13 protein-coding genes and 1 pseudogene are annotated in these 20,947 nt (G+C 47.7%); 7 read left to right on the plus strand and 7 right to left on the minus strand.

Features of this window, described 5'->3' with window-relative positions; genetic code table 11:
- Positions 1-12 precede the first annotated feature (12 nt).
- Positions 13-3,969 (minus strand): GAF domain-containing protein, encoded by a 3,957-nt coding sequence (locus tag ON05_RS03055; protein WP_010477486.1) that lies wholly within the window; start codon positions 3,967-3,969, stop codon positions 13-15.
- A 506-nt stretch (positions 3,970-4,475) separates the two neighbouring features.
- On the opposite strand from ON05_RS03055, the gene ON05_RS03060 reads away from it, so the two are divergent.
- Positions 4,476-5,216 carry an HAD family hydrolase gene (locus ON05_RS03060; RefSeq protein ID WP_010477488.1) on the plus strand — a complete coding sequence of 247 codons (741 nt, stop codon included), beginning with the start codon at positions 4,476-4,478 and terminating at the stop codon, positions 5,214-5,216.
- A 140-nt stretch (positions 5,217-5,356) separates the two neighbouring features.
- Positions 5,357-6,613 carry a methionine adenosyltransferase gene (gene metK, locus ON05_RS03065; RefSeq protein ID WP_010477490.1) on the plus strand — a complete coding sequence of 419 codons (1,257 nt, stop codon included), beginning with the start codon at positions 5,357-5,359 and terminating at the stop codon, positions 6,611-6,613.
- Here metK and ON05_RS03070 read toward each other — a convergent pair.
- Positions 6,610-7,365, minus strand: a complete 756-nt coding sequence (locus ON05_RS03070; protein WP_010477494.1) for a TIGR04283 family arsenosugar biosynthesis glycosyltransferase — start codon at positions 7,363-7,365, stop codon at positions 6,610-6,612. The genes metK and ON05_RS03070 overlap by 4 nt on opposite strands.
- A gap of 124 nt (positions 7,366-7,489) precedes the next feature.
- Here ON05_RS03070 and ON05_RS03075 point away from each other — a divergent pair, with 124 nt between their 5' ends.
- The 3 genes and pseudogenes from ON05_RS03075 (at position 7,490) to ON05_RS03080 (ending at position 11,634) form a co-directional block, all read left to right on the plus strand.
- A complete protein-coding gene (locus tag ON05_RS03075) occupies positions 7,490-9,493 on the plus strand; it encodes a serine/threonine protein kinase (RefSeq protein ID WP_010477496.1) in 2,004 nt (667 codons plus the stop codon).
- 203 nt (positions 9,494-9,696) lie between these two features.
- Positions 9,697-9,771: pseudogene (locus ON05_RS38350) on the plus strand (zinc-ribbon domain-containing protein); the annotation flags it as partial.
- 6 nt (positions 9,772-9,777) lie between these two features.
- Positions 9,778-11,634 (plus strand): serine/threonine-protein kinase, encoded by a 1,857-nt coding sequence (locus ON05_RS03080; RefSeq protein ID WP_262561125.1) that lies wholly within the window; start codon positions 9,778-9,780, stop codon positions 11,632-11,634.
- 54 nt (positions 11,635-11,688) lie between these two features.
- On the opposite strand, the gene ON05_RS03085 is transcribed toward ON05_RS03080, so the two are convergent.
- The gene (locus ON05_RS03085; protein ID WP_010477502.1) at positions 11,689-12,837 is read right to left on the minus strand and encodes a metallophosphoesterase; all 1,149 of its coding nucleotides are present in this window, start codon (positions 12,835-12,837) and stop codon (positions 11,689-11,691) included.
- Positions 12,838-13,228: 391 nt separating this feature from the next.
- Here ON05_RS03085 and ON05_RS03090 point away from each other — a divergent pair, with 391 nt between their 5' ends.
- A complete protein-coding gene (locus tag ON05_RS03090; RefSeq protein WP_010477503.1) occupies positions 13,229-14,689 on the plus strand; it encodes a cryptochrome/photolyase family protein in 1,461 nt (486 codons plus the stop codon).
- A gap of 21 nt (positions 14,690-14,710) precedes the next feature.
- Here the strand turns inward: ON05_RS03090 and ON05_RS03095 are convergent, their stop codons facing one another.
- Positions 14,711-15,163, minus strand: a complete 453-nt coding sequence (locus ON05_RS03095) for a hypothetical protein (protein ID WP_010477505.1) — start codon at positions 15,161-15,163, stop codon at positions 14,711-14,713.
- Between the two features lie 177 nt (positions 15,164-15,340).
- Between ON05_RS03095 and ON05_RS03100 the strand changes: the two genes are divergently transcribed.
- Complete coding sequence (locus ON05_RS03100; RefSeq protein WP_010477507.1) at positions 15,341-16,495, plus strand: pentapeptide repeat-containing protein; 1,155 nt, start codon at positions 15,341-15,343, stop codon at positions 16,493-16,495.
- A gap of 39 nt (positions 16,496-16,534) precedes the next feature.
- Here the strand turns inward: ON05_RS03100 and ON05_RS03105 are convergent, their stop codons facing one another.
- From ON05_RS03105 to egtD, 3 genes are all read right to left on the minus strand, one after another.
- Positions 16,535-17,476, minus strand: a complete 942-nt coding sequence (locus tag ON05_RS03105) for a DnaJ C-terminal domain-containing protein (RefSeq protein ID WP_010477508.1) — start codon at positions 17,474-17,476, stop codon at positions 16,535-16,537.
- A 49-nt stretch (positions 17,477-17,525) separates the two neighbouring features.
- A complete protein-coding gene (dnaK, locus tag ON05_RS03110; protein ID WP_010477510.1) occupies positions 17,526-19,538 on the minus strand; it encodes a molecular chaperone DnaK in 2,013 nt (670 codons plus the stop codon).
- Between the two features lie 276 nt (positions 19,539-19,814).
- Positions 19,815-20,933: an L-histidine N(alpha)-methyltransferase gene (egtD, locus tag ON05_RS03115; RefSeq protein ID WP_010477512.1), complete on the minus strand. Its 1,119-nt coding sequence runs from the start codon at positions 20,931-20,933 to the stop codon at positions 19,815-19,817.
- Between the last annotated feature and the right edge of the window lie 14 nt (positions 20,934-20,947).

Below are 20,947 nucleotides of genomic sequence, written 5' to 3' on the forward strand. Positions count from 1 at the left end.
ATTCCGTTCCTTTCAAGCTGCTTGGTTCTGAGACGTCTTCTGGGGAATAGCCTGAATGGCTCTGACTAGCTGTTCGACTTGAATGGGTTTACTAATATAAGCATTCATTCCAGCATCAAAGCATCTTTGTCGGTCCCCTTGCATTGCATTAGCTGTCAACGCAATAATATAGGGTCTTTCAGCCTCCGAATACTCCTCACAAATCTGACGAGCAGCGGTCAACCCATCCATTTCGGGCATCTGCATATCCATCAGAATTAAATCATAAGGTTGTCGATGTAGGGCATCTAAAGCTTCCAATCCATTTTGGACAACATCAGCCCGGTATCCCATTTTCTGTAACAGCAGCAGTACTAATTTTTGGTTCACAACCACATCTTCAGCCACTAATATCTTTAAGGGGAATTGCTGAGCTAACTCTTCATCAATCTTAGGGGCAGTGGATTGAGGCACTTTTGTAGAGAGTTCTGGTGCTGCAAATACGTCCAGTAATGATTGTCGTAATAGTTTTGGCTTAATTGGTTTATGGCATCGAGCTTGAAAGAGCAATTTATCTTCAGCTTTCAGTTTTGAATCAATCACCGTGGACAATACAATCAAAGGCATTGTGGCTAAGGCCGATCGATTCCGAATTTCTTGGGCTAAAACGCCTCCATCCTTTTGAGGCATCTGCCAATCAATAATGGCAACATCAAAAGGCTCCGGCACATTCTGCAACATTTTAAGGGCATCTTCAACCGAGTTTGCCGATTTTGGTTTCATTCCCCAGTCAATGGTTTGTTGGGCCAGCAGTCTTCGACTAGTCGCATTGTCATCAACAATTAAGACTCGTTTGTTGGCGAGTGCCGGAGTCCAGGTTTCGGCTGCCAATCCTGCTGACTCTGGTTTGACCTGTAGTTGCACCGTAAAGGCAAAGCTAGAGCCCTTGCCGACCTCACTTCTAACCCACATTCGTCCCCCCATCAGTTCACATAAGTGTTTACTGATCGTGAGCCCCAAGCCTGTCCCCCCGTACTGCCGAGTAATGGATGAGTCAACTTGGCTAAAAGAGTCAAACAAACGACTCATTTTGTCCGGTGGTATCCCAATCCCCGTATCATTCACCGCAATTTCTACTTCAAAGTGCTGAACATCTTCGGTAATTTTTTGAGGATCTAAAGCACAAACATGTTGTATTTCACGGGCACCAACAGCTACCGTCACCTCCCCCACATTGGTAAACTTAATGGCATTCCCTATCAAGTTGACCAGAATTTGACGTAACCGAGTTGGGTCCCCCTCTACCTGTTCTGTGATGTCGGCATGCCAAAGGTAATTGAGTTCCAACTGCTTTTGCGCTGCCTTCACTGCCAATAAATCTAAGGCTTCTTCAATGCAGGTTCGTAAGTTGAAGGAACATTCCTCTAAATCAAGCTTTCCTGCTTCAATTTTGGAGAAATCGAGAATATCGTTGATAATCACCATCAACGAATCCCCACAGTTCTGGATCGTTTCCACAAAGTTGCGTTGCTCAGACTGTAGTTCTGTATCTAATAACAACCCCGCCATCCCCAAAACCCCATTCATAGGGGTTCTAATTTCGTGGCTCATATTGGCGAGGAACTCACTCTTGGCTTGTACAGCCTCTTCTGCAGCTTTCCGAGCGTCTTTCAAAAGTCGGTTATTTTCTCGTTCTTGCTTCAATAAATAGGCCTGATTAATGGCAATTTCTTCTCCCTGCATTAGCAGAGACTGGGTTGTCTCTAACTCTTGCAATGCCTGCTGTAAATCGGCAGCCTGTTGTTGAGTCTGCTTTAAGAGTTCTGCTTGTTGGAGAGCCACTCCCAATTGATTTCCAACTTGGGCCAATAAGGATGCTTCATCCTCCTGCCAGTAACGGGGTCTTGCGCTTTGGTAGGCAATTAATAATCCCCAAAACTTATCTCCCAACACAATGGGGACAAAGGTTTCATGACGGGGATAAGTCCCTTCTTTGTCTAACTTTGCCAATACGGTTTCTACAGGAGCTTGAGGATTCAGGTTAGGCGCCCATCCATCCACAATGGAATCCGCCACAAAGGAGCCACTCCAATCTGAGTTGAACCGATAAATAGCCACCCGGTCCACTCCTAGCAATTGACGAACTTCAACCGTTGTCGTCTGAAAAATATCATCAATATTCAGAGATTGCCTGATTTTATCAATCGTTTTAGCTAAAGACTTTTGCCGTTCAGCTGCTTGATTAAGTTGAGCTGTTTTTTCTTTGAGTTCTTGGAGGTAATTTCCCTGTTGTAAGGCCACGCCAAGTTGGGCTGCGACCTGCGTCAATAAACTAATCTCATCCTGGGACCAATGTCGAGACTTAGAATTTTGAAATGCACCAAACAACCCCCATAGCTGTTCGCCTAAAAAGATGGGGGCCAAAGCACAAGCTTTGACATCTAAGGTTTCCCATAGTTTGAGTTGATACTTTGCCAGGTCAGCTGCATAAATATCATCAATAATATCAATTTCATTATTGACGAAATTCCCCCCCTGGGAGGCTTGCAAATATGCATCCTCGACGGGCGGGATATTCCCAACTAAAGGAGAACAACCATACTTAAAGGATTCGGCAATAAACGAATAGCCCCAACTAGAATTGAACTGGGCAATGGCAATTCGATCCACGTCTATCAGCTTTAAGACTTCTTCTGTAGCCGTCTGAAAAACAACATCCGTATCTAGAGATTGGCGCACCTTATCAATGGTGTCTACTAATACTTTTTGATGCTCTGTCGTTTTTTTAAGTTCAATACTCTGTTGGTAGACTTGATCAACTGAGGCAGCCTGGGTAAGAGCAGCACTCAGTTGTTCACTAATTTGCTGGCTATATCTCAGATCATCCTCTAACCATTCTCGAATATTTGAACATTGATGAATAACTAGACATCCCCAGAGAGAATTCTCTTGGAACAATGGTAATAACAAGAGAGTTTTGACGTCGAAATGTTGTAGGTGAGCTTTGAGGCTTCCTTCTGCTAGGGTGGCATCGATATTTGAAATGACTTGCGGGGTCTGTTTTCGAATGAGGTTTGTGAGTTGCTGGCAATAGTTGCGATCGCAAGTGGGTTCTGTCAATATTGACGTCCTGCCTTCCCTGACTTGTTCAGCAATATATTCCCCTTGCTTCAATTGATTTGATTTAAATTGAAAGACTGCCACCCGATCCACATCCAGTAGATGCTGTAATTCCACCGTTGCCGAGCGAATCAGGGCATCAATTCCCAAGGATTGATGGATCTTACCAAAGGTTTCCGTTAAACGTTTCTCTCGCTCTAATGCAGCAGAAAGTTGATGAGTTCTAACTTTTTCTTCTTGAATCAACTCTGCTTGAGAAACGGCAACTCCAAAATGCTCTGCTAAATTCTGAACAAACTGAATGTCCTCTTGCTGCCATTCACGGGGGGTATGACATTGATGGACACATAACAACCCCCAAAGATATTTTTCTTGCAAGACAGGAACCACTAAATTGGCCCTAATCTGCAATTTTCTTAAAACATCAGCATGACACTCGCTAATTTCACCTGACTCAACATCCGCTAGAGCTTGGTATCTTCCTTGTCGATAGGCAGCCACAAAACGATCACCAAAACAGTGGTCACAAGCTGGTTGCCCCAGTATGGATGAACAATTACTTGCAACAGATTGAGCCACAAATGCCCCGCGAGATTGATTGTCTCGCTCCAACTGAAACACTGCTACGCGATCTGCATTTAGAACGGTTCGTGCCTCTTCAGCCGTCGCCTCCAAAATAGCCGTTAAGTCTAGTAATTTCCGAATCCGGCTGATACTGCTCGAAAGGGTTTGCAAGCGTCGAGCATAATGAACAGCATCCTGACCATCATCCAATTTTGAGGAGGCAGAAATATTATGCAATGCCGGTCCAAATACCTGCTCATTACTCTCTGGTGCCAGATCTAGGGAAATCCCTTTAGGGTCTTTCATGTGCAGTGTCTATCCAAGGATGCCGGAATGGAGAAAACTTCAATTCCTACCTATTAAAAATAGTAGAAAAAGCAAATAAAATCTCGTTTAATACACCTTAGTTTTCCCAGCAGCAAAAGAGTTCGATCAATAATAATTGGATCACCCAAAACTCCCAGTTTTTCGTCAAAAAAAACACTGCCCATAGATCAATCTATCAGTAGAAATATTTATCCTATACAAGCAGACTATCACCACATCAATAAAGCAGATAGAATTCATTAAGATCGCAATTAAATTTCCCAATAACCTACTAAAATACCAAGATCAATAATCCTATTTAATTATCAGAATTCCAGCTTTATCTACTATTTGAAAATCGGCATTTAGTTGCACCAGCGCAGCATAAAAGTCCTCAGCCAGATACTGTTATTCACCGAACAAACTAGAAGATATCAATTGATATATAAAGACCAGACTAAAAACATTTAAACTGAGGTCTAATTGCCAAAGGATTTGCCTGTTCCATGGCCACTATTCACTGCCTAGACCATTCATTTACCAATATTGAAGCCATCGTTTTTGACAAAGACGGTACTTTAGCTAACGTAGAATCCTATTTAATGAGCTTGGGACAGATCCGGTCTCGCTTGATAGAGGCAAAAGTTCCAGCCGTTCAGGCACCGATATTACTCGCTTTTGGCCTAGAAGAGACCTATATCAACCCTGCTGGCTTACTCGCCGTGGGGAGTCGTTATGAGAATCAAATTGCTGCTGCAGCTTCTGTCGCATCAACTGGATACAACTGGTTAGAGGCACTAGAAGTGGTTGAATCCGCTTTTGACGAGGCCGATACCTATTTAATACCGAAAGCAGAGCATACTCCTTTACTCGCCCACACCTTAGAAACCTTAACGACCTTATCTAAGGCAGGGGTGAAGCAGGGAATTTTATCTGCGGACAGCAGCAAAAATGTCCAAGCGTTCCTAGATACCTATCACCTGCAGGAGCTATTTCAAGCCGCCCAAGGGGTTGACGGGTCAATTTCAAAACCCGATCCTTCCCTCTTCATTAACATTTGTGCTCAAATGCAGACCTCCCCCAACCGAACCCTGATGATTGGGGATGCTCCTGTGGATATGAAAATGGCAAAATCTGCCCATGCGGCAGGTTGCATATACGTCAATTGGGGATGGCATCATCCAGTCCCCACGGATCTCGCTGATGTTTCTTTAGACAGCTGGCAACAACTCACCTGCAGTTTATAAAAACTCCCTCTCATCGTGAATGTAGGGTTCTAGCAATCCCCTCAAAGTCTTTTCAGGAGAGAATGCTATAATTCTCTGGACTCACAGGAATTTTTGCTCATTATTGTTCTCTCGCTTTGCTCCACAGGAGGATCAAGATCTTGCCTAAGCGTTATCTCTTCACTTCAGAATCTGTGACTGAAGGCCATCCCGATAAGGTTTGTGATCAAATTTCTGACACGATTCTTGATGCTCTACTTTCTCAAGACCCCGCTAGCCGGGTTGCGGCTGAAGTAGTGGTTAACACTGGCCTCGTTCTTTTAACTGGAGAAATCACCACGAAAGCCCAAGTCAACTTTGTTGATTTGGTTCGTCAGAAAATTACTGAAATTGGCTATACCGATTCCGATAATGGCTTTGCCGCCAATAGCTGTTCTGTCCTGGTCGCCCTCGATGAGCAATCTCCAGATATTGCCCAAGGGGTTGACTCCGCCCAAGAGACCCGCGAAGAAAAAAGCGATCAAGAATTAGATGCCATTGGGGCCGGTGACCAAGGCTTAATGTTTGGGTTTGCCTGCAACGAGACCCCTGAACTGATGCCGTTGCCGATTAGCCTCGCCCATCGAGTCACTCGCCGCTTGGCTGCCGTGCGTAAAACTCAACTAGGCTATTTAAGACCCGATGGCAAATCTCAGGTTACAGTCATCTACGAAGAAGGACGTCCCGTCGGTATCGATACGATTCTGGTTTCGACCCAGCATGACGCCACCATTGGTGACATTACTGACCCTACCGCAGTACAGGCCAAGATTAAGGAAGATCTGTGGAATGCGGTTGTACTCCCTGTCTTTGCTGATATTGACATCAAACCCGACGAGAATACTCGGTTTCTTGTCAATCCCACTGGCCAATTTGTTGTAGGGGGTCCCCAAGGCGATGCCGGACTCACGGGACGGAAGATTATTGTAGATACCTACGGAGGGTATTCCCGTCATGGCGGTGGTGCCTTCTCCGGTAAAGATCCCACAAAAGTAGACCGTAGCGCTGCCTATGCCTGCCGATATGTGGCTAAGAATATTGTCGCTGCCGGGCTGGCCGAGAAGTGTGAAGTCCAACTCAGCTACGCCATTGGTGTTGCTCGCCCCGTTAGCATTTTGCTCGAGACATTCGGCACTGGCAAGGTGGATGAAGATCGTCTGCTGCAGGTTGTTCAAGAAAATTTCGAACTTCGTCCAGCAGGATTGATTCAAACCTTCGGCTTAACCAAACTCCCAGGTGAGCGAGGCGGTCGGTTCTATCAAGATGTGGCGGCCTATGGCCATTTTGGTCGTACCGATTTAGATCTGCCTTGGGAAGCCACCGATAAAGCAGATCTGCTTAAGCAGGCCCTCAGCCCTGCATTATCTGGTAACGCCTAACGAATCTCTTCGTAAAAGCGCTTTAAAAATTCGGCGGGTAAACCCATAAACCACAGCCAACCTATCGAGTGATAGATGAACGTGGCTTTCCAAGCCCCCCATTGCTGCAATCTGCGATCGGAGGTTTGGACAATGCGGTTGACCAGCCGAATTTTGCCATATTGGACAATTCTGGTACAGAAGTCTGCATCTTCCATAATGGGCAGGTCCGGATCAAAGCCGCCACAGTCCCAAAAGGCTTGTTTGCCACAGAAGATAACCTGATCACCAAATAAAACCCTAAATCCTTTGCATAGATAGAGATAGGGATGAGTAATCGCAGCAGCAAGATAGGTTTTTAGATAGTTCTGCAACGTGATACCCCAGCAGGTACTTTGATCGCCACACATCAAAGCGATAAAGCCCCCACAGACGGTATTGGGATGGGCTAGCGTTTGGGTCATTAAGCCTACGAGATCATCAGGAACAAGGGTATCCGCATGGAGAAAACACAGAATGTCTCCGGTTGCGATCGCAGCACCGTAATTCATCTGCGAGGCCCGACCTCGCTCCGTTGCAGTCACCACCGCAAGGTTCGTTTCTCCCCAGGTCTCAGCATACTGTTGGGCAATGGCAATCGTCCTATCAGTACTGCCCCCATCCACCAAGATAATTTCATGGGCGGGAGGCTCCAAGGCCATCAAATGCTTGAGGGTCCGACTGAGCACCGTTGCTTCATTGAGCAGGGGCAGGATGATAGACACTTGAGACATGAAAACTCAGTTCAGCAGCAGAATATAAACAAAGCCCCATTGATGATACGTGACCACCACTCCCATCACGCAGGAACTGAGATCATTGTGTGCCAGAATCAGGAGTGTTGCACAGGGGACCTTTATGCTGGGTACTTTGCTCGATCAGCGCTATAGGGTAACGGCAGTCTTAGGGGCCGGTGGATTTGGCCAAACCTATATTGCCGAAGATACTCGCCGACCGGGTAATCCCCAATGCGTGGTGAAGCATCTGAAGCCAGCCAGCTCTGATACCCAATTTATTGATGTGGCCCGGCGCTTGTTTCGAACCGAAGCGGAAATGCTGGAGAAGCTAGGACGCCATGATCAGATTCCCCAGCTACTCGCCTACTTTGAAGATCAAAAGGAATTTTATCTCGTTCAAGAATTCATTCAAGGTCAGCCTCTGAGCGATGAAATGCCCCTGGGCAACCCTCTACCCGAAGCCCAAGTGTTGGGCATTGTTCAAGAAATTCTCAACGTCTTGCATTTCGTTCACTATCACCAAGTAATTCACCGAGATATCAAGCCGGACAACCTGATTCGCCGCCGAGCCGATGGTCATTTGGTTTTAATTGATTTCGGAGCCGTCAAAGAAATCCGCACTCAAATTGCCCCCGCAGGCCAATCCGTCGGCTATACCGTGGGCATCGGCACCCAGGGCTATATGCCAGGGGAACAGCTATCGGGCCGCCCTCGCCTCAACAGCGACATTTATGCCGTTGGCATGATTGGCATTAAAGCCCTGACGGGGGTAGAACCCCTACAGCTCCCCTTTAATGAGCAAACGGCAGAGATTCAGTGGCGTTCCCTAGCCCCCCAGGTATCTCCCCGATTTGCCGAAATTTTGGAACGGATGGTGCGATCGCAATTTAATACTCGCTACCCATCGGTTGCAGACGTTCTTCAAGATTTGCAGCTCCTTTCCCAACCCACCCCTGCCGCCATTCCTCCCACGGAACCCGTTATTCACAGTGGATCCATCCCCCCTACCACCCCCATTCCCAACCCAGCCCCAACCGACTTACCTGCTACCAATGTTGTGAGTCCAAAACCCGTTTCTCCCCAACCGTCTCGGGGATCTTGGTGGATTGCTGCTGGAATCGTTGGTTTATCGGGTTTAGGAGGCGCTTACGCCCTCGGTTTGATGCCTAATTTTTCAGGACTCAATGGACGATCCTCAGATCCGACCGTCAGTCCTTCTGCTTCTGTTGAACCCTCTGCTGAGCCCTTCCCCACCCCTTCATTCAGTCCTCCCCCCACCAGAAACGTTACGCCGCTTCCCTCCAACTGCAAGGTCACGGTCAATGACCCAAACCCTCCCCTAAATATTCGGTCCAGTCCAGAAGTCACCCCCGGCAATATCGTTGCCACCGTTGACAATGGCACCTCCTTGTCAGTGCTCGGTTCCCAAGGGAAATGGCTGCAAATTCAATCTCCTGACGGTTGGGTTTCCAAAAATCTTACCCGGCAAGTATGCTCATTAGGCGCGAATCGGGTTCGGTTTGTGCCAGGAGCAACAGAAGCGGTATTGGCTCAAACCTTGAATCAGCATGAACGGCAACCGTTCCTCCTCCAAGCTCAAGCCCAACAAACCATGACAGTGCGCTTAACCAACGGCGATGTGGAAGTCCAAGTCCTCGATCCTCAAGGTCGTATGATTGCCCAAGCTGATCGCCAAAACCCTGTGGATGAAACAAACTTACCCACCAATGGCGACTACACTATCGCGGTAGAAAATCAGCAGCCTGGGGCTGAACGATTTTCCGTAGACGTTGAAGTGGTCACTCCCAGACCAATATCTCCAAAAGACACCACCTCAAGGGTGCAGTTCGCCCCTGGTTCAACGGGGACTCAACTCAACAACACGATTCAACCCGGCCAACAACAGCGATATTTACTCAATGCCGGAGCACAGCAGTTTATGGGAGTCAAGATCAGCCAAGGGGATATTCAGTTAACAATCTTCAGTCCCAGTGGCCAACTCATCGGTCAACTCGACTCTCAGGCAGCCAATTGGCAAGGACAACTGCCTCAATCTGGAGATTATCGCTTCGAAGTATCGACCAATCAAACCAGCCCCTACAGCATCAATATTGAGATTGAATAAAACGGGACAATTGAGGTGATCTTTATCATTCAAACAGGACCTAAACTGAGCTAGGTTATGATGTGAACGCAGGAAGTCTCAGACATCCTATTAATCCTCATACTGAAATTTTCAATGGCTACACGCCAGTATGGGAAAGGGATAAACCATTTCTGCGTTTCGTTTGGTTTGGACAATGCTGCATTAATTGAAATGCTAATTCTATGACTCAGATTACGTGTAGTTCCTGTGGGCGAGAAAATTCATCAGATTCTCGATTCTGCCAATATTGTGGGACTTCATTGTTGAAACCGCCGACAACAGGCTCAAACAGCCCTGCAGTCGTTCCTCAAACCAGCAATCAATCTGACACTTCCCCTACCCAAGCGACTGCAAACATAGACCCCACAGAAAATATCCATACCTCGCTACCTCCTGGAACGCGACTCCGCGATCGCTATGTGATTCAACAACAGTTGGGACAAGGTGGATTTGGCAGAACCTACCGAGCAGAGGATACCGGGCGCTTTAACGAAATTATTGTTCTCAAGGAATTGACCCCATCCGTTCAAGGCACCTACGCCCTAAAGAAAGCAGAAGAACTCTTCCAAAGAGAAGCGGCCACCCTCCATCGCCTTGAGCATCCTCAAATCCCCAGATTCTGGGAGCTTTTTACCGCCCAAAAACGGCTATTCCTGGTCCAAGATTTTGCCGAAGGCTCCACATACCAGCAATTATTAGAAGGACGCCAACAGCAAGGGCAAACCTTTAGCGAAACCGAAGTCACGCAACTGTTCCGAGATCTGCTGCCTGTCCTCAGTTATCTCCATGGCCAGGGAGTGATTCATCGAGATATTTCCCCCGATAACATTATCCGGCGGAACAAAGATGGTTTACCTATCCTGATTGACATGGGTGGGGTAAAGCAAGTGGCTCTGGACGTTGCAACAGAAGTGGCCACTCAAGGGAGTTCTCCTGGAGCATCCACAGGCGGGACTCGGTTAGGGAAAATTGGCTATGCGCCCGATGAGCAGATGCGCCTTGGCTTAGTCGCCCCCCATAGTGACTTATATGCCCTAGCAGTGACGGCTTTAGTGCTGATGACGGGACATCCACCCCAACAGCTCCAAGATCCCCAATCTCTAGAGTGGCTATGGCAAAAACAACTCAGCTTAAGCCCTAACTTGGCTGATATCCTCAACAAAATGTTAGCGCCCCGTCCGGTGGATCGTTACCAGTCCGCGGCAGAAATCATTCAAGCCCTCAATACTCAGATAGAGCCGCCCCCCACCAAAATCATGCAGCCGCCCCCTGCTGCTGGGGTACCACCAACGATGCCGCCCACCATGCCCGCGGCCCCGCCTCCGACACAGCCTTCCCCTCAACCCACCCAGTCATCCAATCCTTTTGCTGCTAACTATTCTGCTCCTGTACAACAAGTTGCGGCAGTGGATGAGCCCAGCAATAATAACGTTAAGTTATGGGGCATTGCCGGTGGATTGACCTTTCTCATCCTGGGTGGCCTTGTCTACGCTGGCTTTAATAACAGCGGCAATCGAGTCGATCCGGTTGTAACGACGGAAGAATCCAGTTCACCGATTGCGTCTAGCTCTCCTTCTCCTCGGGTAAGACCATCACCTAGCCCATCCCCGTCCAGTCGGCGGCGATTTAAGTCCGTTGAAATTGATAAGTTATCCACCTACACCCATAAAACGAATGCCTTTTCCTTGCTGGTTCCTGATGGATGGAAAAGCAAAGATAATAGCAAGCCGGGTGAAGTGATTGTGTTATGGACCGATCCGACCCGTAACGGTGGACTCGTCGCCGATATTTTCGATGTTGACTACAATCCCACCCAGGATGACTTAACCAAATTACTCCAAGATTTCCTCAAGAACTCTTTTGAGAAGGAACCGGACTTCTTCCTCCGGGATGCAAAGCCCCAAAAAGATGGCAGTGTTTTGCTTATCTGGGGGTATACCGCCAAAGCAACTGGCAATATTAAAGTTAAACTGCTGGGCAATAGCTTTATTGAGCGAAAGGGCAAACGAGTAGCCATTCTCAGCTTTATCGTCCCCAATGATCAATTCAAGGAACTGGAAAAACCCCTCAATCGAATTATCAATAACTACAAGATCAATACAGAAGCCAAAATACCTTAATCCAGGCATAGTCTGCCGTAACTTTCCACAACATATGAATCCAAGAAATGCTGCTTAATGGCTTTTAATATGTTTCTGATTAAGCTCTTGGTAGGTTAAATCCTCAAAGGTAAGGTCACGACGAATCACTCTTCCATTAGGCCCAACCAGTTGTCTCGGAACTTGCGCCAGAGCGATCGTTTCCCTGGCCCCTAGATCATAAGTCGTATACTGAGTTGTCTGAGAGGCAAGATTGACATCCACAATCGTAAGGGTATTAATGGGAGCCTTTGCAGATTCCAACCAAGATCTTGGACCACTTCCCAATGCTCCACAATGAAGCATCTCAAGTTTCCCAACTTTACCCGGGTAATAAACATGATGGTGTCCACAAATATAGGTATGGACAGAATTCTGCTCTAACAAACTTCTGAGTTCATCAGCCTTGGATAAAATTTCACCGGGGCGATCTCTTCCTTGAGAAACAGCATATAAAGGAAGGTGCCCCATTACTATTCTCATCTTGGCTGATTGGGCCTCTGCACTGGCTAAGTTTCGAGCAGCCCAAATCCAATCATCACTGGAGACCTTAGCAGAAGACGCATCCCAAATTAAATAGTAGATTTCTTTATGGGTAAAGCTGTATGAGAAGGGGAATTTATATCGATCTACAAAATCTAGTCCCGGATTCTTGTCTGACCAATACTTATTTGTTTCACGTCGATCTGTTTCATACACATATTTCCCATCCAACCCTTTGAAGCTAGAAGCGTCATGGTTCCCTATGGTGAAAGCGTAGGGTAGTCCAAAGTTACGGATAGGATTAAATATCTTTTGATCAAATCCTTTCCACATTGCAGCGACTTGAGAGGAGGAAAGTTTTAAGCTTTGTCCAGCAACCATATCCCCAGCACAAAGGACGATATCTGGATTCCAGTCAGGAATTAGCTGGATGGCCTGTTCAACCCCTGAACGATACGTTACAGAACCATATTGACTATTTAGATCGCTAATTACAAAAAGGCGAACATCACCTTTTTTGGGTGCATAAAATCCAGGTGGAGCAGTTGAAGTATTTAACTCTAAACTATCGCTAGAGGCACTATGCGTTTTTTCGACACGAGTCTTATCTACTATTGCCTGCGGATTAACAGCTTTGTTGGAGCAGCTAAGCCCCAGTCCAACTGAAAGCCCTCCAAGATATAGAAACCTTCTTCGCTTCATACAGCAATCTCTATTGAGTATTAGGAGCTAACCCAGGTTCAACCGATGGGAGTAATTCTTCATTAATCAAGGATTGAACCAGAATTATTCTAGACTGAACTCACCAGAAGAGGTTCCGGCATTAGGGGCGATATTAGCAATACATTTCTTCAGTTCACCATTTACGGCCAAAAAATCCAGAGAACCAAGGATAATACTGGTCTCTCAGTAGGATCAGTTCTATACACTTCAAAGTCCATGGAGACAGAAAGTCCTATATGCATATTAAAAACGAGGAAATCTAGATTCTCACAGGAGACCAATTCCCAATTACAACCCATCAAACTCCATAACTTTCAAACAGACAGTCTCTGTATCATGGGAAGCTGTTGCCACCCTGGAAAAAAGACTCATGGAGTCAACTCTGATTTATCCTCATCAGTTGTATGAAAGACATCCCGCTGTCACGCCCAATCGAATCCTCTTTTTAATCGAAGAACCCCTCTTCTTTCTTCAATATCTATTTCACCAGAAAAAGATTATCCTGCATCGAGCATCGATGAAAAGCTATGCCGAACGCTTGAAAGATCAAGGGTTCACAGTCCAATACATAGCAAGCCATAAGCTTGAGTCATCATCCACCGTTTTCGCCATTCTCAAGAGCCAGGGCATCCGCTATGCCCATATCTGCGAAGTAACGGATGACTGGTTAGAGCAACGGATTACTAAAGCAGCACAAACCTTCGACATTCAGCTGTATTGGTATCCAACCCCTAACTTCCTCACCCAAACTTCAGAATTAGAATCCCTATTGCCTGCCCACAAATCCTTACGGATGAATTCCTTCTATATCAAACAGCGCCAGCGATTAGGGATTCTCCTAGACGGGGAAGGACCAGTCGGGGGCAAATGGAGCTTCGATGCGGACAATCGTAAGCGCTTACCTAAAAAAATTGAGCTTCCTCGTATTCAGTGGCCTGCAGCTAACACCTTTGTCAAAGAAGCGGTTACCTATACCCAGCAACACTTTGCCAGTAATCCAGGCAGTAGCCACGGTTTTGTCTATCCCATTGACCACGACAGTGCTCGGCAATTCCTGTATCAATTTCTAGAAACCCGCATTGACCAATATGGTGCCTACCAAGATGCCATCGATGCAGACCAATCCTACTTATTCCACTCCGTGTTGACGCCTGCCCTGAACATTGGTTTATTGCATCCAGAAGAAATCGTCCAAGCCACCTTAGACCGGCATGCAGATCGCCCCATTCCTCTCAACTCCTTGGAGGGGTTTATTCGTCAGGTGATTGGTTGGCGGGAATATGTCCGAGGCGTCTACCTACTAAAAGGACGAACCCAAAGAACCACTAATTTTTTCCAGCACCATCGGCCTATCCCTGAACAATTTTGGAGCGCCAATACAGGTATTCTTCCTTTTGATACGGCCATGGCACGGGCGCTGGACAGTAGCTACGCCAACCATATTGAACGACTCATGGTGTTTAGTAACCTATTCTTGCTCTGCGAATTCGATCCAGATCAGGTTTATCGGTGGTTTTCATCGTTGTTTATCGATGCCTTTGACTGGGTGATGGTCCCTAATGTGTATGGCATGGGCCAGTATGCCGACGGGGGCCTAATGATTACTAAACCCTATGTCAGTTCTTCCAATTACCTGCGCAAGATGAGTTATTTCAAGTCCGGGGACTGGAGTGCCCTTTGGGATGGTCTATATTGGCGGTTTATGCACAAGCATCGATCGTTATTTGAACGTAATCCTCGCACGCGGATGACCGTCAGCCATCTTGATCGCATGGGTGACAAGCTCGACCAGCATTTGCAGGTATCCGCAGCCTTTCTTGATAGCTTTTAGGTCCCATGAGCCAACAGCAGCTTAGCAGTGGGCTGCAATTTGGTTGGCTTCGCGAGGTGGATAGGTCAAGGCGGCGAATATCAGCACGATGAGGTCAAACGCCAGTTTCAAGCTCTGGACTACCACGTTTTTCACCACTACTAAGCAGCCCATCAGCAAGAGTTTCAACAGCGTTCGGCCAGACTGAGCGACTGCAGGGGTGGTCGAGGTGACGAGGTGACCAGGTAAATACAAAAAGCAGGACAAAGCCAACAAGTTGACGATCAGAATGCCGATTAGCAGATAGCTACCAATACCTGCCAAAAATGACCCTTTTTGCATGGAAGGGAGAAGCTTATCTAAAGCGGACAATACCCCCACCATGCCGAAGGGAGCTAACCACCGAGGTAAGCATATTCCCTGGGTAAATTGCTTCAGTAGGTGAAATCCATTATTGACGACCACCGATAACCATTCGCCACTCTGATCAGCCATGAACTAGCCCTACCCATAGACGTTGAAGATATCTTACACATAATCCAGGGATTGTCAACCTTTTTCCTCCAAATAAAGGGATTTAGCAAAATCTTTTGCTCTTATTCACAGAAATGCGGCGAAAAAATTTTTTCAGAGTTATTTTAGTGGAGATGTTAGGGGATTTTGGAGTCGAGCATGGCGAGTCGAGAGCATCTAAACATACTGAATCAGGGCGTTAAAGCCTGGAATCAGTGGAGAGATGCCAACCCTAATATTCGTCCTAATCTGCAATTGGCAAACCTGAATGGCAAAAACCTCAGCAAGATCAATTTCAGTCGAGCGGATCTGAGCGGTGCGGATCTGAGTGGAACAGAACTCAGGCATGCTCACCTAATTGGCGCTAATCTCAGCCGGGCCTTTATGCGTTGGTCGGATTTGAGTCGAGCCACCTTGAGAGGGGCCTATTTATGGGGAGCCGATTTAAGTGGCACCACCCTGGAACAGGTGGACCTAAGCTATGCCAAACTGCGTGGGGCAACCATGCGTTGGGCTGACCTTAGCTTTGCCAGACTCACCCAGGCTAACCTCCGAGGGGCCACCCTGAGTGGGGCCACCCTTTGCCGTTCGATTCTGAGAAAGGCAGATTGCAGTTGGACAGAACTTCGCTGGGCCGATATGCGGGGAGCCAACCTATATGAAACGGATTTACGATGGACGGATCTGCGCGGGGCCGATTTGCGGTATTCGTCGTTAGATTATGCGATCGCACTTTCGTCTGACTTTACTGGAGCCACCTTTACTGGGGCCAGTATCGAAAACTGGAAAATCAGTAACGACACTAAATTTGATGAAGTGGACTGTGCTTATATTTACCTCAAATCTTCCCAACGCGATCGCCATCCCCTAGCAGGTGACTTTATCTCCGGTGAGTTTATCAACCTGGTGCAAAAACCCGTTGGAACCATTGACTTACTCTTCTTGCACGGTATCGATTGGTTGGCCTTTGTCGCCGCTTATCAAGCACTTACCAATGAATTTGTCCAGTGTGATATCGATATTCAGGCCATTGAGAAGAAAAGTGGAGGCGCTTTTACCGTCCGATTAGAAGTTCCTGTTGATGCCAATTATGAGGCGATTGAAGCTCAGGCAAAACAGCATTACACTGCTCAGCTTAAAGCGATTGAGAGACGATATAAATCTCAGCTCAATGCCACTGACGTGGAATTAAAAATTTACCGCCAGAAAAATGCTGATATCAAGGAGATTACCAAACTGCTAGCAGTTAGACCGTTAAAAGCGAGGAATAAAGCGGCTCTTCAACATCAGCCTAATTTGCGAGTGCCCTCTTAAAAGCTGCTTCCAAAATACCTGCCGATCCAGGTCGTTCACTTAAATCGGTAAATTTGCTCGCGGTTTATAGGTTTCAATTTGGCGGATTTGTTCGTATAGTTCCCGCTCTCTTGGGCTAATATTTTTAGGCGATTCGATGCGAATCTCAACTAATTGATCGCCTCGTTTCCCATTAGACGTGGGATATCCTTTTCCCCCCAGCCGCAGCCGCTGACCGGAACGAACCCCGCTAGGAATAGTCACCTTCACCCATCCATCTAAGGTGGGGGCTTCGATTTGTCCCCCCAGGATGGCTTCTGCACAGGTAATTGGTAGTTCGCAAATAATATCGTTCCCTTCTAAGCGATAGAAGGCATGAGGAGAAACATCAATTTTGAGATAAAGGTCACCGCCAGAAGTTCCCTGTCCTTTCAGACGAATACGCTGGCCTGACACCATCCCCATGGGCATCGACACTTCTAAAGACCGTCCATCTTCCAAGCGAATGCGCTCTCTGCCCCCGGCATAAGCCTTTTCCAAGGGCAGAGTCAGGCGAGCTTCGGCATCTCTCTGGCCCGCAGCAGACGATTTCGGCTTGCTTCTCGTTTGCTTACGAGCATTGCTTTTCTTGCCATAGGGCCGTTCTAAGAGCTGATCTAAAAATTCTTGAAAATCTGCAAATTCACTAAAATCCACCTTGTCCGAGACAAAGGGATTGGTCTGTCGTCCCCATTTCTTCGTCGATTGGGGACTGCTCGATTTTTGAAATCCCTGCTGTTGCCAATATTGGCCGAACTGATCATACTTAGAACGCTTTTCGACATCCGACAAGACATCGTAGGCTTCACTGATGGTTTTGAACTGCTCTTCCGCCGCCTTATCGCCCGGGTTCAAATCAGGATGATATTGTCGGGCTAATTTTCGATAGGAACGCTTAATCTCTTCCGTGGATGCCTCTTTAGACACCTTAAGAATGTCGTAGTAATTGCGGAAGTTCTGCATCTACCTCTTGTTAGCCTAGTTCGCCAATTTTGCAACGATACCGTTGAGTTTACCAATCATCATCATCCCAGTCTTCCCAGAAGTCACCATCCATTCGACTCGAAGATCGACGAGGGGGTGGATCATCTGACGACGGTCGCCCGGTCACCAATTCCACACCTTTATTCACCCCTTTGGAGACCGCCTCACTAATCGAAGACATGGAAGGCAAGGGGAACAGCTCTTCTTCGTCATCGTAGTACTCTTGATTGACACGAGCTACCTCTTGATTCAGTTCGTATAGGGCATCCTGGAGGTTAGCATAGTCCAAATCAATTTGGCGATCCTGATCCTGGTTAATGCTGTCTTGTAAATCTCGGGAGAGGGTTTCGACTCGTCTTCTCAAGTTGCTGGCAAATTGGGGACCAAAATCGAGGGTGATTTCTCGTAACTTGCGATCGCATTGGCTAATCAGATCTTGCCCCCGGTTTCGCTTATCAATTCGCTCCCGACGCAGGCGATCCTTGTCGGCAAACTGCTCCGCTTCCTGGAGCATGCGGTTGACTTCAGAATCCGACAGATTGGCCGCCCCTTGGACCGTAATGGTTTGTTCTCGGCCCGTATATTTATCCATCGCCGTCACTTGCAGAATGCCATTGGCATCGATATCAAAAGACACCTGCACCTGGGGCACCCCTCGGGGGGCCGGGGGGATACCCCGCAGCTGAAATCGTCCCAAGGATTTATTGTTATTGGCTAGCTGTCGTTCCCCTTGAAGCACATGGACTTCCACCTGATTCTGATTGTCCTGGGCCGTCGAGAAGACATCAGATCGCCGCACCGGAATCGTCGTATTGCGCGGAATTAGGGTCTTCATCACCCCACCAATGGTTTCTAAACCAAAAGACAGGGGGGTCACATCCAGCAAGAAAATATCTTGCAAATCCCCTGCCGTAATCCCAGCCTGGATCGCCGCGCCCACGGCCACCACTTCATCCGGGTTGACATTCTGATTGGGACGCTTGTTGATCATCTGACCGATCAGGGTCTGGACCATGGGGATGCGGGTGGAGCCGCCCACTAACACCACTTCATCAATATCGATGGAGCGCAGATTACTATCCCGCAAAGCCCGCTCCACCGGAGCCTGTAGTCGCTCTGCTAGATCGGCACATAAATTTTCAAACTGGCCCCGACTCAACACCATATCCATATGTTTGGGGCCTTCTTCCGTCGCCGTGATAAAGGGCAGACTCACATTGGTCTCCGGTAAGCCCGATAGCTCGATTTTGGCCTTTTCTGCTGCTTCCGTTAGGCGCTGTAGAGACTGGGGTTCCCGGCGCAGATCAATATTTTCTTTCTCTAGAAACTGTTCCGCCAGCCAATCGACAATAACCCGGTCGAAGTCCGTGCCGCCTAACTGCGTGTCTCCAGCCGTCGCTCGCACTTCAAAGACCGAATCTCCCACATCTAGGATCGAGACATCAAAGGTACCACCGCCTAGGTCAACCACCATCACCGTTTGGTTATACTGATTGTCCAATCCATAGGCTAGGGCTGCCGCCGTCGGCTCATTAATAATCCGCTTGACCTCTAACCCGGCAATTCGCCCCGCATCTCGCGTGGCCTGTCGCTGAGCATCATTAAAGTAGGCAGGCACGGTAATCACTGCCCCAGTAATGGGTTCTCCCAGAAAGCGACTCGCCTCATCCGCAAGCTTCCGCAGAATCATGGCCGATACTTCTTCCGGGGCGAATTCTCGTTCCAAGGCTGGGCATTTTATTTTGACATTGTCCGCCTGATCCCGCCGGATGGTGTAGGGTACTCGTTTGGAAAAAGCGGATAATTCACTATACCGACGCCCCACATATCGCTTAAAGGCATAGAAGGTATTTTGAGGATTGAGGACAGATTGTCTGCGGGCCAATTGACCAATCAGCCGTTCTCCCTCTTTACCAAACGCCACCACAGAAGGAGTTGTACGGCTGCCTTCGGTATTGGCAATCACAACTGGCTTGCCCCCCTCCATCACTGCCACCACTGAATTAGTAGTACCTAGGTCAATGCCGACAATTCTGCCCATGAACTCTATTTCTCCTATCGCCAGCCTGGTGCGATCTGTATCGTGAACCGTTGAATTTAATATTTTATCCTGCTAAACGGATTCTGTTCTGTGCTTAAGATCTGTTCCGTGCTCAAGAAGGGTCTCTCCCAAAGAACGAATGCTTCTGCTGACCATAAACATCTTTAAGAGTCACCCCGATTGGGGAGAAACCTCCCTGTTGTTAACCCCCCATCGGTTCTATGCCTCTCTTTAAGTCTACAGAATACCTCAGCCGTCTTCTCTCCGGGGCAGCCATCAACCCTCCTGGGCCACCTGAGCCTTCTCCTGACATTGGCAAAGCACCAGTCCAAACCATTGGTTGGCATCCGTCCAAGTTCGCAAAGGGGTTAATTCCTTTGATGTAGGGGTTTCCCTGCCCCCCGAAGACTGCACCCAGGTCTGAGAGACGGAGCGCAACTGTTGCTTTAAAGTCTCTAAATCAAATTTACGGGAGATTTCCGTACGGATGGTTTCTGCCGGTTCAAACTCAACCGTCAAATCCAGAGCAGCTAGGTTCACCTGCTGAGCTTTTTGGCTCACGAGATGCATTTCGATCTGATGCTCCTCTCGATTGTAAAAAGATTGGTGGTGGAAATGTTCCACCTGAAAATCCCCTTGAAATCGCTGATTGAGATGATGCAGCATATTCAAATTAAACGCAGCCGTGACCCCTTGGCTATCGTTATAGGCGGCTTCCAATTGCTGTACTGATTTCTGCAAATCTACCCCCAACAGTAGATACTCGCCGGGCTGCAGGGCTTGGGTTAACTCAGCAAAGAAGCGTTCACATTCTTGAGGGTTGAGATTTCCTAGAGTACTGCCCAGGAAGCAAATCATACGGGTCGGCAGTTGAGAGGGGGATAAGGCAGCAAGCGCTGCTTCATAGGTGCCCACATAGCCATGAATATTGAGGGTGGGATAGTCCTTTAGCAAATGGATGGCGCTCTGTTTGAGGATGCCGCCGCTGACATCAATCGGGCAGTACCAGGAGGCCAACCCCATACCCACATAGGCATCTAACAACAATCGTGTCTTGGTAGAGCTGCCACTGCCCAGTTCCACTAACTCACTCGGGCCAGTGATGGTGGCGATTTCGGCTGCATAGGCCTGCAGAATAGCGGTCTCAGTTCGGGTTGGGTAATATTCCGGCAGCTCACAGATTTGTTCAAACAGCTGGGAGCCTTGATCATCGTAAAAATACTTGGCCGGGAGCGTTTTGGGGGTTTTCGATAGCCCTTGAATCACATCTAATCCGGGCTGGGTAGTGGTCGAAGACGAATCCGAGGTTAATTGGGTAATCTGTAAACGAGATTGAAGGTCAGTGGGGGATGGTGCCGACAGGGGTTGAGTTTCTGTATGCACAGACTCAAGCATGGGTGAGGGGTCTC

This window comes from Acaryochloris sp. CCMEE 5410 (assembly GCF_000238775.2).
GTDB lineage: Bacteria > Cyanobacteriota > Cyanobacteriia > Thermosynechococcales > Thermosynechococcaceae > Acaryochloris.